The following is a 16435-nucleotide window of genomic DNA, read 5'->3' on the forward strand; positions in this document are numbered from 1 at the left end:
GAGTATGTAGTGATGTTCAAATCAACGTTATTTTGGAAAGTCTTTGTACTTATCGTACTAACATTATTAATGTTAGTACCCATTAACATGGTGCTGGAGATGATTGATGGTCGTAATCAATATCGGGAGAGCGTCATCCGCCAGATTGAAGATGGAACCAGCGGTGAACAGACGGTTATAGGGCCGATATTAGTGGTTCCCTATGTTCGTCTCGAGACAGAAATTGTCAGTGATGACAGCAAAAAGGGAAAAACAATAAAAAGAGTCAACCGGGTACAGGGGCAGAGTTACTACCTGCCGGATAATTTAGCGGTTGACGGTAGCGCAAATGTAGAACCCCGCAAGGTAGGTATCTATCAGACTCAGGTTTATCAGACTCAGCTACAATTTAAAGGCTCCTTCGGTAAAATGAGCTTGGTTAATGATGACAAAATTACCTATGAGAAACCTTATTTGGTATTAGCGCTGGCAGATTCTCGAGGGATCACCGCAGTGCCAACCGTCAAACTTAATCAACATCAGAGCGAGTTTGAATCGGGAACAAATTATTCACAATTACCTCAAGGAATGCATGCAGTCTTTCCTGAAGCGATACTGACCTCTCAACAGCCGCTGGATTTTGAATTTACCATCTCTTTACAGGGAACCGGTCAACTGGCGCTGATGCCGGTTGGGGCAACATCAACATTCAATCTTAGCGGCAACTGGCCGCATCCAAACTTCCTTGGGCAGTTCTTACCGAAAAAACGTGAAGTGACCGAGCAGGGCTTTACCGCCAGTTGGCAAAGCAGTTTTCTGGCCAATAATATTAATAACAACTTTGGTCGTTATGATATGAGCGATATTCGCCAAAGCCAGGCTCAGTCACGCTCATACAGCTATACTGAAGCGGAATACAGTAAAGATAGAGGAATGTCGACTATCCCAACCTTCAACACCAGCTTTATTGAGCCGGTTAATCATTACCAACTGAACACCCGCACGGTGAAGTACGCCATTTTGTTTATCAGTATGACTTTTGTTGCCTTTTTCCTGTTCGAAGTACTGAAATCACTGTCTATTCACCCTATGCAATATCTGCTGGTGGCTGCGGCGCTGATGGTGTTTTACGTTATTCTGTTAGCGCTTTCGGAACATATTGGTTTTGCCTGGGCTTACTGTATTGCTGCGGTAAGCTGTAGCAGCTTAATTGGCTTCTATTTAAGTGCAGTATTGAAAGGGATATGGCGTGGTATCAGTTTTGCCATCGGATTATTGATTTTGTACGCGGTGTTATACATCCTGTTGCAGTCTGAGGATAATGCCCTACTGTTGGGGGCGGGACTACTATTTATAGTATTGGCAGTCATCATGACATTGACTCGTCGTTTAGACTGGTACAAGGTTGCATCGCCAGCATCGCCAGCATCGCCAGCATCGCCAGCATCGCCAGCATCGCCAGCATCGCCAGCATCGCCAGCATCGCCAGCATCGCCAGCATCGCCAGCATCGCCAGCATCGCCAGTCGCATCAACGTCAGGTGGCGGTATGCAACCTTCCGGTGATGCTAATATCGAATCGGTGGCAGCGTATGATGAAGATAGTTTGGAACGAAGAAAATGTCGGTTATGGAAATAATATTTCTGAACGTATAGGTAGTCAGTAGTCAATTTTCCTCCCCCCGTATTTCAGCGAAAGTTTGAGTGCGGGGTTTTTGTACTTCAAAGTGTAGTTTTATGGGGAGTTTGGGGTAATTTAATCGCGGTTCCTAAATAATAAGCTCTGCATTTTCATTCAATTCAAATCATGCACTGAAAACTTCAAATACAGCTGCTATTCGCTATGTCTGCGAGCATTTCATAGTTTTTATTTTAATTAATTTATTTTAATATCAATGTGATAAATTTTTTTGTGCAATAGTGAAAGCTTCGAAAGTTAAAATCCCCCCTTTCTTTAGAAAATATTCACCACTGTAAAAACTAGTATTTTTGACAGGTAGAAAAGTCATGTAGACACCTTGTATAATTAATCGCCTTATAAATAGAAATTAAATAATAACCAACTTAAATCATACAATGGCTACAGTGTAATAAGCCGCTTCTTAAGCTTTACCGCTAGCCCCTTATAACGGATAAATGACCACGGACAGGGTATGCCTTTTAAAACCAATTCTAGTTTCGCTCATCGGAAGCGAGTTTTCCCGCCTGTTTGGCGTACAGCTTTGTTGCTGTCATTTGCTTTCTCGGCCCATTCAGCGCCGGAGTTGAACCGCATCAATGACCAGCAAATCATTAATCAGCAAGAGCGTCAAAAAGCACTGGAAGACCAACTCGCGCCGGAGCAGCCTGACGTGCGTATGGAACTGCCTGCGGGCAGCTCGGTCATCACGCAATTCCCCGAAGAGCAGAGTTGCTTTAGCATCCAACAGGTGACGTTAAGCGGCAGCGACTACTTAACCAACTGGCTCTTGTTGCAGCGGGTAGCCGACCAAGCTAAAGGGCAGTGTATCGGCGGTCAAGGCATTAACCTGTTGATGAGCGCCATTCAAAATCGGTTAGTGGACCGAGGCTATATCACCTCTCGGGTACTGGCTCCGCCGCAGGACTTGAACAGCGGTGAGCTGAAGCTGCAAATTTTAGAAGGCAACGTCAGCCATATCCGGTTTACGCCGGAAAGCGACAGTTATATTCAGTCGTTCAATACGCTGCCGGTCTCTGAAGGGGATTTACTCAACCTGCGTGATATTGAGCAAGGGATAGAGAACCTGCGTCGCGTTCCCACCGCGCAGGCGGACATCAATATGTTGCCCGGTCATGAACCGGGAGAAACCGATTTAGCCATTAGCTGGAAGCAGAGCCGCCACTGGCGACTGGGGGCTTCGCTGGACGATTCGGGCACCACCAGCACCGGTCGCTATCAGGGGGGATTAACCCTGTATGTGGATAACCCGCTTTCCCTCAACGATACCTTCTATATTTCTGGCGGTCATGACCTGCAATGGAAAAACGACCGGGGCAGCCATAACTACACCGCGAACTATTCCGTGCCTTACGGCTATTGGGGGCTGAATGTTACCACCAGCGCCTACAGCTACAACCAGAAGGTGGCCGGCCTGATTGAGAACTATGACTACAGCGGCGACAGCAACAACCTGACTTTTGGGCTGAGTCGTTTGCTGCATCGAGATGCCTCACAGAAAACCACCCTGACTTACGATGTGTTGATGAAATCGACCCGTAACTACGTGAATGACACCGAAGTTGAGGTTCAGCGCCGCAATACCTCCGCTTGGCGGTTGGGGTTACAGCATCGCCATTACATCTATGCCGCCACGCTGGATGCGGGGGTGAGCTATCAACAGGGAACCCGCTGGTTTGGCGCACAGCCTGCCCCGGAGGAGTACAGCGGTCTGGCGACGGCGCTGAGTAAAATCACCCAGCTTTCCGCTAATTTGGACGTGCCGTTCAGCCTGTTTGAACAGAAATTTAGCTTTCGCAGCCAGTACCAGCGCCAGCTCCCATCCTCAACCCCGCTGACCTCACAGGACCGCTTCTCCATTGGCGGTCGCTATACGGTGAGAGGTTATGACGGCGAACTGAGCCTGTCGGCTGACCGAGGGTGGTTTACCCGTAATGAACTGGCGTGGCAAACGCCGATGCCGTCGCAGGAACTCTATGTCGGGTTGGACTACGGCGAAGTGGGCGGTGGGGGAAGTGAATACCTGCTGGGGAAACATCTGGCGGGGGCGGCGCTGGGGCTAAGAGGCCATGTACTGAATACCAGCTATGACCTGTTTGCCGGTATTCCCACCTCAAAACCGGATGGCTTTAAGACGGACCCGGTGACGCTGGGGTTCAATTTGAACTGGCAGTATTAATCAGGCCGCAGGAATACGGAAGGTGTCTGATTTCAATTGAAAATGAAGACAGGTTCCCGATAACGGGAAGAAAAATATGAACCATCAGAAACAACAAACAAAAACAACAAACAAAAACAACAATCAACAACAATCAAAAACAATACAAAAAGACGTAAAAGGATTTTACCGATGAACAAGAATTTATACCGCGTAATTTTTAACCAAGCGCGTGGTCAGTTAATGGTGGTACCGGAGATTGCCGGTGCCCACACTGCGGGGGGAACGCCTCGCGCGTCGTCTGGCGGCGGACATCCCTTAAGCCAACTGATTGCCGGTCTTAAACCGCTGACGCTGTTGACCAGCCTGGCGTTAGGCCTGATGACCATTAGCCTGCCCGCTCAGGCGGATATCGTGGCGGACCACAGCGCGCCGGGCAACCAGCAGCCCACGGTCATCAGCAGCGCGAACGGCACACCGCAGGTCAATATTCAGACTCCCAGCGACGCGGGCGTATCGCGCAATACCTACAGCCAGTTCGATGTGGATAACCGTGGCGCTATCCTCAATAACTCAGCCGCGCCGGTACAAACCCAACTGGGCGGCTATGTTGACGGTAACCCGCAGGTGATACGCGGCGGGGCCAAAATCATTCTTAACGAAGTCAATTCCCGCGACCCAAGTCAGCTTAACGGTTATGTGGAAGTGGCGGGGCAAAAAGCGCAGGTGGTCATCGCCAACCCGTCAGGCATTACCTGTGACGGCTGTGGTTTTATTAACGCCAACCGCGCCACGCTGACTACCGGTACGCCGAATCTGGTCAATGGTCAACTGGAGGGCTACAACGTCCAACAGGGCAATGTGACCATTCAGGGCCGAGGCATGGACAGCAGCCAGCAAAGCTATACCGATATTATTGCCCGCTCAGTGCGTGTGAATGCGGGCGTCTGGGCCAATGAGCTTAACGTCGTCACCGGTAAGAACAAGGTCAGTGCCGATACCAGCCAGATTGAAAAACAGGGCGGCAATGAGGCGGGCAGCCCTCAATTCTCCGTGGATGTGGCGGTGCTAGGCGGCATGTACGCCAACAGCATTCGCATGGTGGGTACCGAAAACGGGGTGGGGGTTCACAACGCGGGGCATATCGGTACGCAGGCCGGGTCGGTGGTGGTGACAACCGACGGGCGGATTGAGAACAGCGGAACGATGAGCAGCGCCCAAGACCTGACCCTCTCTACGCCGGAAAGCCTGACTAACAGCGGAACGCTATTTGGTAAAAATACGGTTCAGATTAACGCGCAGGGGGATATCGTTAACACCGCCGCTGGGCAAATGGGGACTAACGGACAGCTTGACGTCACCACGCAGGGTAGCCTGACCACGCAAGGCGTGATGGCGGCGGATGGCAACACCACGGTGAGCAGCCGTCGCGGCCTGAATAACGGCGGAACTGTCTCTGCCGGTCAGACACTCCGGGTCTCGGGCGCCAGCATTGATAACAGCGGGACGTTGCAGGGCAAAGGGCGCACTGCCATCAGCACACCGGGGTACATCAACCAGACCGCCAGCGGAAAAATCAGCAGCACGGGCTTTTTAAGCCTCGACAGCGGCGACTGGATGACCAGCTACGGCAGTATTTACTCGGCGGACGCGGCTTCGATTTCAGTTCAAAATGCCCTGTTTAACGGCGGGACTCTGGATACCGGACTGGGGCTGACCCTGTCGGCCAGCCATATCAACAACGCCGGGGCAATTTATGCCGGTAGCGATGTGCAGGCGCAAAGCCGCAGCGACCTGCTCAATAGCGGAACCCTCGGCTCTGACCGGGATATCACCCTGAATGCGGCGGGAGCGTTTGCCAGCAGCAATACGCTGTATGCTAAAGGCGATGTGCGGTTAGCGGCGGGCAGCACCGTCAGTAATAACGGAACCTTGGCGGCAGATGGTCATCTGAGCTTAACCACCCCGGGCGCGCTGAACAATAACGGCACGCTGTACAGTAAAGGCAACCTGACCTTAAGCGCGGACCAGTCGGTGACCAGCTATGGTGGCATCGGTGCTGACGGCGAACTGAGTCTGAGCACCGACGGAACGCTGTTTAATAACCAAATGCTGTACGGCAAAGGCCAGACTACCCTGAAAACCGGTGGCGATGTCACCAACCTCGGGGTGATAGGCTCGGATAGCCGATTGTCCCTGACCACCCCGGGCAACCTGCTGAATACCGGCACCCTGTATAGCGGTGGCCCGATGACGGTCACGACCAACGGTCGCATCACCAACGGCGGCACCGTCAACAGCGGCAGTGATTTAATCCTGACTGGCCAAAATTCCCTGTATAACGGCAACACGATTTACGCCAAAGGCCATGCGAACCTCAATATTAGCGGCGCGGTCACCAATGACGGCACCATCGGCGCTGACCGTAACCTGACGCTCAAGGCCGGTGAGGACACCCTCAATAACGGCACGTTGTACAGTCAGGGCGCGGGGAAATACCTCACCGAGGGCAGCTTTACCAACAACCGCCTGCTGCGCAGCGAAGATACGCTGTCGGTGGAGGTGGGCGGCAGTCTCCTCAATGACGCGGATATCTACGCGTCTGCCGGGCTTGATTTCAGCGCCGGACAGCGCATGGATAACCATGCTCAGATATACAGCGGCGGGGCACTGAACCTGCACGCCATCGGGGATATCAGCAACACCTCGGTGCTGGCGGCATTCAGCGATATGACGCTGTCGACCACCCACTTTAGCAATGGCAGCAATGCGCTGTTGGCCTCCGGTGTACAAAGCAACGGTCAACGGGTCAATACCGGTGATATCACCCTTGTCAGCGCACAGCCTGCGGATTTACAGGGCCAGGTCTTGGCCTCTGGCACCTTTAACGTGGATGCGAACGGCATCAATCTGGCTGACGGACTGGTGAGCGCGGGCGCGATGAATTTACAGGGGCACGGGGGTGAGATAAACACCGACCGGGCTCAACTTTACGTGAACAATGCGTTCACTGCACAAACCACCGGTCACTGGAGCAACCTTGGCGGTCAGCTGTACGCCGGTGATATGCAGCTCAAAGCGGGGTCGTTGACCAACGATGCGGCGGGGATTATCAGCGCGCAGTCCACCAACCTCACCCTGAATGGCCTGTTAAGCAACCGGGGGCTGATTGATGGGCTATTGACCCGTTTACAGGCCAGTCAAATCGATAACTATGGCACCGGTCGCATTTACGGCACGTGGTTGGGGTTACAGGCGGATGTTATCAACAACCGGGAAGAAGGCAGCACGGCCGCCACTATCGCCGGTCGTGAAACGCTGGATATGGGCGCAGGAACCTTAAACAACTACACTCATTCGCTGATATTCAGCGGCGGTAATATGTCCATCGGCCGATTGTTGGATGACAACGGCAACGCCACCGGTATGGGTGGAACGTTGAATAACCACAGTGCGACCATAGAAGCATTAGGGGATTTACGGTTGTCGGTGGGAGTGGTGAATAATGTTAATGACCACTTTAGCACCGAAGTGCGTGAAATTTCGCGCGAAGATTTTCATGATTTTACTCTCAAAGGGTCCGTCAACCGCTATACCTTAAATGAATTGAGTTTCTACAAAGACGGTAACGGCATCAAAAATATCCTCTCACCAGAAAACCCTACCTGGGGTAAGGATAACTTCTATGAGTACATCTACACCCGTATAACCAAAGAAACGGTTATCAGCGAAACTGACCCGGCTAAAATTTTAGCCGGTGGTAATTTGCTGATGACTGCGGATACGGTGAATAACGATAAAAGCCAGATAGTGGCAGGTAACGTACTTAATATTGCGGCCAACACCTTGAATAACACGGAAGTGACCGGCACTCGTACGATAGATGAAATTGGTAAAGTGACGCATTGGTCGCGTCAGAGAAGGAGTGGTAAAGATAAACAAAAAAAGCCGACCACCGATTATATTCCTGCACAGGTAGTTCAATCCATCACGCTAAAACCGTCTGAAACCCTGAGCAATACTCTACCCAACGGTAGTGGAACATCAATTGCCGGTCGTCAGGAAGGTATCACGCCAAATGCCAATATCAATGGTATCAATATTGAGCGGGTAAATATTCAACTGCCGGGTGAGGACGGTATGAAGGATGTCGGCGTGGTGACCCGTCCACCGAGTCTGAATCTGACATTACCGAATGCCAGCCTGTATAAAGTCAATCCGGCGGTAGGTAGTCGCTATTTAATCGAAACCGACCCTCAATATACCCAACTTAAGCGCTGGCTGGGTTCGGACTATATGACCAGCCGTTTAAAGGCTGACCCGAACAATATGCATAAGCGTTTAGGCGATGGTTACTATGAGCAGACGCTTATCCGTGAGCAGGTCATCAACCTGACCGGACAGCGCTTTTTAAACGGTTACGCCAATGACGAAGAGCAATATATGGCGCTGATGAACAGCGGCGTGGAGTTTGCTCAGAAGTATCCTCTGTCATTAGGTATCGCGCTGACGCCAGAGCAGATGGCTAACCTGACTTCAGACATCGTCTGGCTGGTCAGCCGTGACGTGACCTTACCGGATGGCAGTGTCCAGACGGTATTGGTGCCGCAGGTGTATGCCATGATTAGGCCGCAGGATATTGACGGCAGCGGTGCCTTGTTATCTGGGAAACAGGTTAACTTGCAACTGACCAATGATTTGGTGAATCAGGGGCGCATTCTGGCGGGGGATAAGCTGAATGTGCTGGCGCAGAATATTCAAAATCAGGGCGGTAGCATCAGCGGCAATAATGTGATGTTGCTGGCGAATAACGATATTAATAATATCGGTGGGTTGATGCAGGGCTTTGACAGCCTGAGGCTTCAGGCCGGGCATGATATTAACCTCATCACCACCACCACGCAGGGAGAAAAGGCGGGTCGCAATGGCTCTTCCCATACGGCTATCAATCAGGTGGCAGCCCTTGCGGTTAATAACGACAACGGCACATTACAGCTTTCGGCGGGTCACGATATTAATCTGACGGCGGCGCTGCTGAGCAACGCGGGTCAGAACAGTGATACGACCATCGAGGCGGGTCATAATCTGAATCTGAGTACCGTGACGGAAGAGAAGCAGCGCAGTTATGTCTGGGATAAGGATAACTATCGTCACGAGGGAAGTTCACAGGATGTCGGGACCCAAATTACCGGTGGTGGCAATATCACACTGGCGGCGAAAAATGACGTCAATGCCAGAGCATCTCAGGTAGAGTCAGGCGGTCAACTGGCGGTTGTTGCCGGAAACGATATTAATATTATGGCAGGTCAGTCATCAGCGCATCTGGACGAGCATACTAAATCCAGTGGCAAAGGTGGTGGTGGTATGACTAAAGTCACCAATGAGTCGCACAGTAAGCTGGATTATCAGTATGCTGAAAGCAGTCGCTTTGACGGTAACAGTGTAGTGATGAATGCCGGTAATAACCTGTTGGTTCACGGAAGTGAAGTGATTGCCACCAATGACCTGACGCTGAAAGCGGGTAATAACCTGACCATCACCAGTGCACAGGAGACCAGTGATGAACGGCGGATGGAGCGTGAAACTAGGTCCGGCCTGATGGGCAGTGGGGGCATTGGCTTTACCGTTGGTAAGATAGATGAAAAATCCACCAATACTGTCCACGGTATCAGTAATGTAGGGAGTACCATTGGCAGCACTAACGGTAGTGTCAGTCTGAGCGCAGGAAATAATCTCGCGGTCAAAGGCTCAGACGTTGTCGCCCAGCAAGACATCAGCCTGACGGGTAAAAACGTCACCGTTGAGTCAGTGGAAAACCAGACCCACATTCAGGACAAGTACGAACGTACCCAGTCGGGCGTGACCGTTGCGCTGTCTGGTGCGGTGGGTGGTGCACTGAATGCGGCGGTGACCGAAGCGAAACAGGCGCAGGAAACTCACGACAGCAAAATCAAGGCGCTACAGGAAATCAAAGCGGCGCTGTCGGCGGTGCAGGCCGTACAGGCCGGGATGATGGACTTGCCCAAAGACAGCGAAGGGTTTGTGGGTATCAGTATTTCGGGCGGTGCTCAGCGTACTGAATCCACCACCGACACCAAGATACGGGCGGCACAGGGTTCGACCATTGCGGCGGGGAATAATCTGTCGATTACCGCCACCGGTAACGGTGAGAAAGGGGTGGATGGCGATATCACCCTTAAAGGCTCCGCCATCAATGCGGGGAATAATATGTTGCTTGACGCCAACCGGGACGTTAACCTGCTGGCCTCGGCGAACACCCAGAAAACCGACAGTGAGAACAAGAGCTACGGCGGTAACGCCGGGGTCAGTTTTGGTATTGGCGGGGGTAAAAACGGCCTGCGCTTCTTTGCCGATGCGAACTTTTCCCAGGGGAATATGCATGCAGACGGTCTGTACTGGACGGAGAGTCAGCTTGAGGCCGGTAATAACCTGACCATCATCAGCGGTCGGGATACCAATCTGATTGGTGCACTGGCGAAAGGGGATTCCGTCACGATGGACGTGGGTCGTGACCTGACCGTTCGTTCATTGCAGGACACCGACGATTACAGCTACGAGCAATACTCACTGAATATTGCCGGCAGCTACGGCACCGGTTTCGACGGCAGTCTGGGCTTCACGATGGACAAGATGGACAGCACGTGGGCCAGCGTCAATGAACAGAGCGGGATTTACGCGGGTCAAGGCGGTTATGACATTACCGTCGGTAAGCACACCCAGTTAGACGGGGCGGTGATTGCCTCGGAAGCCACGCCAGAACTGAACAATCTGGACACCGGCACGTTGGGTTGGAGCGATATCAAGAACCGAGCGGATTATGACGTCAGCCATGTGTCGATGAGTATCGGCTCGGGCGGTGGTGCCCCGTTTGGGTTCCCGGGCGTACCGGGTACGCCTATCGTGGTGGCTTACGGCGATAGCGCCAGTAGCACGACCCATGCGGCGATAGCGGATGGCAATATCACTATTCGCGACCAAAACAATCAGCAGCAAGACATCAGCCGTATCAGTCACGATACGGAGAATGCCGCCAATCCGCTGGATAAGATTTTTGATGCCGATGAGCAGATGCGAAATCTGGAAGCGATAGGTCTGGCGGGGCAGATAGTGTCGCAGGTGACGACCATTGCGACCAATATTGGGGTGAAGGCGGCGCAGGATGAGGCACATGCTAAGGCGGATGCACAAAAAGACTCAGCGGCGAATGACCCGGCCATCATTGCACAGGCGAGAGCCGATTTGTCTAAAGCGGGTAACGACAATCCGACGCAGGAAGAGCTCAATAAAGCCACCTACGATGTGGTGTATCAGGCTGAGTTTAAGATTGCCAATAAAGCGCAGATGGAGAAGTACGGCACGGGCAGTGATGTACAGCGGGCTATTCAGGCTGCGGGTGCCGCACTGACGGTAGCGATGGGCGGTGGTAGTGTTGGGAATGCGGCTGCGGCGGCTTCAGCACCTTATCTGGCTCAGGGCGTGAAAGTGCTGACCGAAGGGCCTGAAATGAAGGACAAGGCCATTAACGCAATTGCACATGCGATTATCGGTGCCGCAGTGGCTCAGGGGAGTGGTAATAGCGCGGCTTCCGGAGCTATTGGTGCCGCCAGCGGTGAAATCATTGCACAGACCATTACGCAATATCTGTACGAAGGTAAAAAGCCGGAAGAACTAACAGAAGAGCAGCGTCAGGCGGTTGCTGCGTTGTCGATGATAGCATCGGGCGCGATTGGTGGTGTGGTCGGAGATAGTACTGAATCGGCTGCCACTTCTGCTAATGCAGGGTATAACGCGGCGGTCAATAACCACCTGACGACAGGTGAAAAACAGGTTCTTGATCGTAAAGAGAAGGAATATGCCTCAACCTGTCAGGGGGGCAATGCTGGAAGTGGTGCCTGTCAGGAGCTGAAGCAAGATATTGATAAGCTGAAAGAGAAAGGCAGCAGCATTGATAAAGTTGAAGAGAATGAATTTGGCCCTGATTTTCAACTTGCTGGCACGGAGCAAATTGACCACAAACCGGGCGATGTTGTTAGCTGTGTAGGCTCCAGTAATGGGTTCTGTGTTGTTACCGAGCAATCAACCAGCAATGGCAAAGAATGGATTTTAGCTGAGGCTAATGAGGTTCAGGCCATTGCGGCTAAACATCAGAATGGAGATGCAGAAGCATTTATTAAGGAGCTGGGTGCGGCTTACTTTAATGCAGGGTGTGGTACTCCAGGGGGGCTTGGTATATCTGCCGTATGTCAGACATACTCTGCAGCGGGTGGTGCAAACCCGATTGATGGCAAGGTGCCTACGGATGGCGATCGGTTGCTGTGGGCGATGGAGGCGGCAACAAATACTGCTGGTACAGTGTTGACAATCAACCAGTCCCTCAGTCTGAATTATAAGGCTAATATCGCTGAGCATCTGGCCAATTTTGATGGTTTTACACAGAGTAGAGGGATTAAAGGTGGGCATAATGCGAATTCATTTTATGATTCTGTGAAACAGTATGGTGTACAAATTGTTAGCGAAACTCCAACGGGAACACCAGGAATTACTACAATAGAATATCGAATACCTGCTAAACATCCTCAAACAGGTGAAATTACTCATTATAAAGGTGATGGGAGTGAACCTTTCAAAAAGACTATTTATGATCCTAAGATATTTACTGATCAGAAAATGTTGACGCTAGGTAAACAGGCTGCAGCAAAAGCATATAAAGATGCAATGTTGAGCCCTAAAGGAATAGCTGACGCTACTGTAGGCGGAGTAACGTTTAGAGTATACGTCGATAAGGCAACCGGCGTTGTTAGAAACTTCCACCCAAAATAGAATACTTATGAAAACTTTATTTACTTTGTCTGATATTAACTCTGGTTTGAATAGCATTATTACAACTTATTTTGACATTATGTATAGCGATGGTGATTTTTTAAGAGCAATCGAGCTATTATCTCAAAAAGGTGCACTGAATACTGATGGCGCGTATTGTCACTTTCCTGATATGGATAGTTATGATGAAGAGGAACACTTTGAAGGTGTTGAATTTGCTGTTGGTTATCCACCAGAGGAAGACGATATAGTTATAGTAAGTGAAGAGATCTGCTATAAATATGTCAGGCTGGCTTGTGAAAAATATCTCCAGCTACATCCGAAAGATACTGAAAAAGTTAATACTCTACTGGCTAAAATGCCGTAATAAAAAGCTCCCGACTATATATTTTGGTCGGGAGCTTTGTTTTAACCGTCAGCTAGTAATATCCGCCTCAATCACCATCCGCCCCCGCTCAGTGGTCACGGTCACCGCCTGCCCGGGGGTAAATCCTAATGCTTCCAGCCATTTACCGCTGATTTTAAGTTGTGGGCTGGGTTGAGTCTTACCGCCATTGGGGACATATCCCACGGTGTAATGACGGGGTTGTGGTAGTTTTGCTTTAACCGTCTGTTTTGATTTACAATCGCTTTTAGCCATAGTAACTGACCTCATCTCTGTCCAAGTTGCTTGTGGTTAGCGGTTGTTGTGAGCTGTGAACTCACTTCAACCGTGCTCTATTTTTGTCTAACTAATACTTCTGTTAGTAAATCTATTAATGCAGTATCCAGACGTATATCTGGGTATTTGTACATTATTGTTTTTGCTACTTTCTGAATATACACTGGTATATACCATTTCTATTATCATTATGGGTATATACATTGTCAATACCGGATAAGCGTTCTCCTCAATTCCCTATGCGCCTGAGTGCAGAGTTTCGCGATCAACTTGAAGCTGAAATGAAAAAAGACGGTGATACATCACTGGCAACATGGATAAAGCGAATTTTACGTAAAGAGCTTCAATCAAGAGGTATTGAGCCAAAAGGTTGAACGAGCCTGTAATTTAATTTGAGCTTAATGTTGGAGGGCTAAGTATCACTTTTGTAAACTAAAAGCCTTAATGTTTGTATACCTAATGGCACCTTATCAAAAAGGTCGGGTGTTATTTTGTAGTTCCTTTGCTTTACCTGCTTTGCGACTCACACATCGACTTTAACTATAAAAATTAAATGTGGCCTATGGTGACAGCGCCAGTAGCACGACCCATGCGGCGATAGCGGACGGCACGTTGACCATTCGTGACCAAAACAATCAGCAGCAGGATATTGCCAAGCTCAGCAATGACACGGCTAACGCAGCCAATCCGCTGGATAAGATTTTTGATGCCGATGAGCAGATGCGTAATCTGGAGGCAATTGGTCTGGCGGGGCAGATTGTTTCGCAGGTGACGACCATTGCGACCAATATTGGGGTGATGAACGCACAGGACCAAGCCCGTGCCGAAGCAGATGCCAATAAGGATGCCGCGTCTAAAGACCCGGCTATCATCGCGCAGGCGAGAGCTGATTTAGCTAAAGCCGGTAATGAGAACCCAACGCAGGAAGATTTAAACAAAGCGACCTACGCGGTTATCTATCAGGCTTCTTATGACAAATTCTACGAAAAGGAAATGGAGTTCTACGGCACCGGCAGCAATGTTGGCCGAGCGATACAGGCAGCCGGTGCAGCGCTGACGGTAGCGATGGGCGGTGGTAGTGCGGGGAACGCCGCCGCGGCGGCTTCGGCCCCGTTACTGGCTCAGGGCGTGAAGAGACTGGCGGATACGAATTTCCCGGTGGATAAAGAGCATCCGGATAACGCTAATCTGTTTGCCAAAGTTATCGGTCATGCCATCGTCGGTCTGGCGGTTGCGGAAGGTTCGGGCAATAGCGGTATGGCGGGTGCGTTAGGAGCCGCCAGCGGAGAGCTGATAGCGAAGACGATAGCGGAAGAATATTACAAAACCGATCCGGAAAAACTGACAGAAGCCCAGCGTCAATTTATTGCCAATATGACCTCAATCGCCACCGGTGTAGCGGCTGGTTTAGTGGCTGATAATACGGCGGATGCGGGAACGGCGGCTAGTGCAGCGTATAATTCTGCTACTAACAACTACCTTAGCCAGCCGGAAAAGACCGATCTTGATTTAGCGAAGCAGAAACTTAACGACCCGGATCCTTTAGTGCGTGAAAAAGCACGTCAGGATTACGACCAGTTGATGGAGAAAGATATTTCCAGCGATCAGGCCGTAATAGATGCCTGTGGTAATGGTCAGGCGGGAAGTGCAGGTTGTGCCAGTGCCAGACAGGATGCGGCGGCAGCGAAGGATAGCTATGAAACGGGTTCGTATAACTCTCAGGCCAAAAAACAGTATGCTGACGCTTATGGTCAAATTGTTAGCCTGTTAAATAGCACGACGGTAGATGCCGAGCATAAAGAGCAAGTTACCGATGGTCTGGCTCGTTACTTTATGGCGGTAACGGGCGTAGATTACGAGACAGCTCGGGGTTATGCCGATACCAAACAAGGTATGGATATTCTTGTTGCGTCTTTGGCGCTGAAAGATAACCTACAAGCCGCACATTCGTATCTGGCGGCAGAAGGGGCAGTATCACAGGCTAATGCAGCAAAAAGTGCGTCAAAAACTTCTTATAACTGGTCTTCAGGTGAGGGCGCGTTTAGTCCGAAATCAAACGGGAAAATTGTTGATGTTGAGTATCCCGGTGGTAAGTATGATGGTAATTCGTTGCCTTATGGTAAAAATACATCGACAGGATCAAAGACAGCTGACAGCACAGCAGGAGAGAAACTTGCTGGTCCGACGGAAAGTTGGGGGAGTTATACTAGCAAAGAACAATATATTCAGAGTCTGACTCCGACCGAACATACTATTGTGCCTTCACGGAAAGCCCCTCAAAATTATATACCAAATTCAGTATATGAAGTGTCACGAGCTGATGGGACAAAAAGTATTACGTATTATGATGATAAGGGAAGAACTTTTTCTAGAGAGGATTATGGACAACAGAAAACACATGGTCAGTTAGGCTATAATACTGATGGGAGCGTTCCTCCTCATGAACATACTATAACTTACAGCGAACGAGGTTTTGTTGATACCAGACAGTATCGCTTAATAGATAGTAATGGTAAGGCTGTAGGTCCGTGGATACCTGAAAACTAGAGATATAATTATGTCGAATGATGTTAGTGGTTATATTACCCCGGCTCTTACCAGAGAGGTTAAAGATATATTGGAACATTATATCTCTCAGAGAGAGATCGGAATCTATAAGATTCGTAAAGATGAATTGTATAATTTTCCTTTAGATATGTTACCTGTAGATGATGCATTTATGTTTTCAATTGGGGATCGACCAGGATACCCTAATGCTACATATTTAATTGATTATTATGAATATGATCCAATTTCATCGAATACTGGTTTCCCGTTTGGAGGAAAAGATAGACTCACTATACTTCTAGATACATTCGTGGATATGATTAAAATAACGAACGCAAAGAAGATGGTTGTAGCGCTGACTGATTGCAACCAGATTGAGACAATAAAGAAGATAAAACTATCTGATTTGTATGATGTTATTTATTCTGATTTTGAGGAGCATCAAGGGCCAACCGATACACTCTACGAAATTACGGTTTAGCTAATGTCTGCAATCCCGGTCAGTTCACAAACTGACCGGGAATATATATAAAATTCCCCAAGCTAAATAT

At 49.9% G+C, this 16435-nt stretch carries 8 protein-coding genes; 7 read left to right on the plus strand and 1 reads right to left on the minus strand.

Features of this window, described 5'->3' with window-relative positions; all coding sequences use genetic code 11:
• The first annotated feature begins 12 nt into the window (after window positions 1-12).
• The 4 genes from creD (at window position 13) to cdiI (ending at window position 13043) form a co-directional block, all read left to right on the plus strand.
• Window positions 13-1617, plus strand: a complete 1605-nt coding sequence (creD, locus tag HYN51_RS02650) for a cell envelope integrity protein CreD (RefSeq protein ID WP_108901424.1) — start codon at window positions 13-15, stop codon at window positions 1615-1617.
• Between the two features lie 514 nt (window positions 1618-2131).
• Complete coding sequence (locus tag HYN51_RS02655) at window positions 2132-3856, plus strand: ShlB/FhaC/HecB family hemolysin secretion/activation protein (protein ID WP_108899894.1); 1725 nt, start codon at window positions 2132-2134, stop codon at window positions 3854-3856.
• Between the two features lie 171 nt (window positions 3857-4027).
• On the plus strand, window positions 4028-12676 hold the full coding sequence (locus tag HYN51_RS02660; protein ID WP_108901425.1) for a hemagglutinin repeat-containing protein: 8649 nt from the start codon (window positions 4028-4030) through the stop codon (window positions 12674-12676).
• 7 nt (window positions 12677-12683) lie between these two features.
• Window positions 12684-13043 carry a ribonuclease toxin immunity protein CdiI gene (gene cdiI / locus HYN51_RS02665; RefSeq protein WP_108901426.1) on the plus strand — a complete coding sequence of 120 codons (360 nt, stop codon included), beginning with the start codon at window positions 12684-12686 and terminating at the stop codon, window positions 13041-13043.
• 48 nt (window positions 13044-13091) lie between these two features.
• Here cdiI and HYN51_RS02670 read toward each other — a convergent pair whose 3' ends face one another.
• Window positions 13092-13316 carry a SymE family type I addiction module toxin gene (locus tag HYN51_RS02670; protein ID WP_108901427.1) on the minus strand — a complete coding sequence of 75 codons (225 nt, stop codon included), beginning with the start codon at window positions 13314-13316 and terminating at the stop codon, window positions 13092-13094.
• Between the two features lie 224 nt (window positions 13317-13540).
• On the opposite strand from HYN51_RS02670, the gene HYN51_RS16265 reads away from it, so the two are divergent.
• The 3 genes from HYN51_RS16265 (at window position 13541) to HYN51_RS02680 (ending at window position 16365) form a co-directional block, all read left to right on the plus strand.
• Window positions 13541-13711: a hypothetical protein gene (locus tag HYN51_RS16265; protein WP_157952964.1), complete on the plus strand. Its 171-nt coding sequence runs from the start codon at window positions 13541-13543 to the stop codon at window positions 13709-13711.
• 181 nt (window positions 13712-13892) lie between these two features.
• On the plus strand, window positions 13893-15884 hold the full coding sequence (locus HYN51_RS02675) for a VENN motif pre-toxin domain-containing protein (protein WP_108901428.1): 1992 nt from the start codon (window positions 13893-13895) through the stop codon (window positions 15882-15884).
• Between the two features lie 10 nt (window positions 15885-15894).
• Complete coding sequence (locus HYN51_RS02680) at window positions 15895-16365, plus strand: hypothetical protein (RefSeq protein WP_108899878.1); 471 nt, start codon at window positions 15895-15897, stop codon at window positions 16363-16365.
• Window positions 16366-16435 lie beyond the last annotated feature (70 nt).

It is taken from the genome of Limnobaculum parvum (assembly GCF_003096015.2).
Classification (GTDB): Bacteria; Pseudomonadota; Gammaproteobacteria; order Enterobacterales; family Enterobacteriaceae; genus Limnobaculum; species Limnobaculum parvum.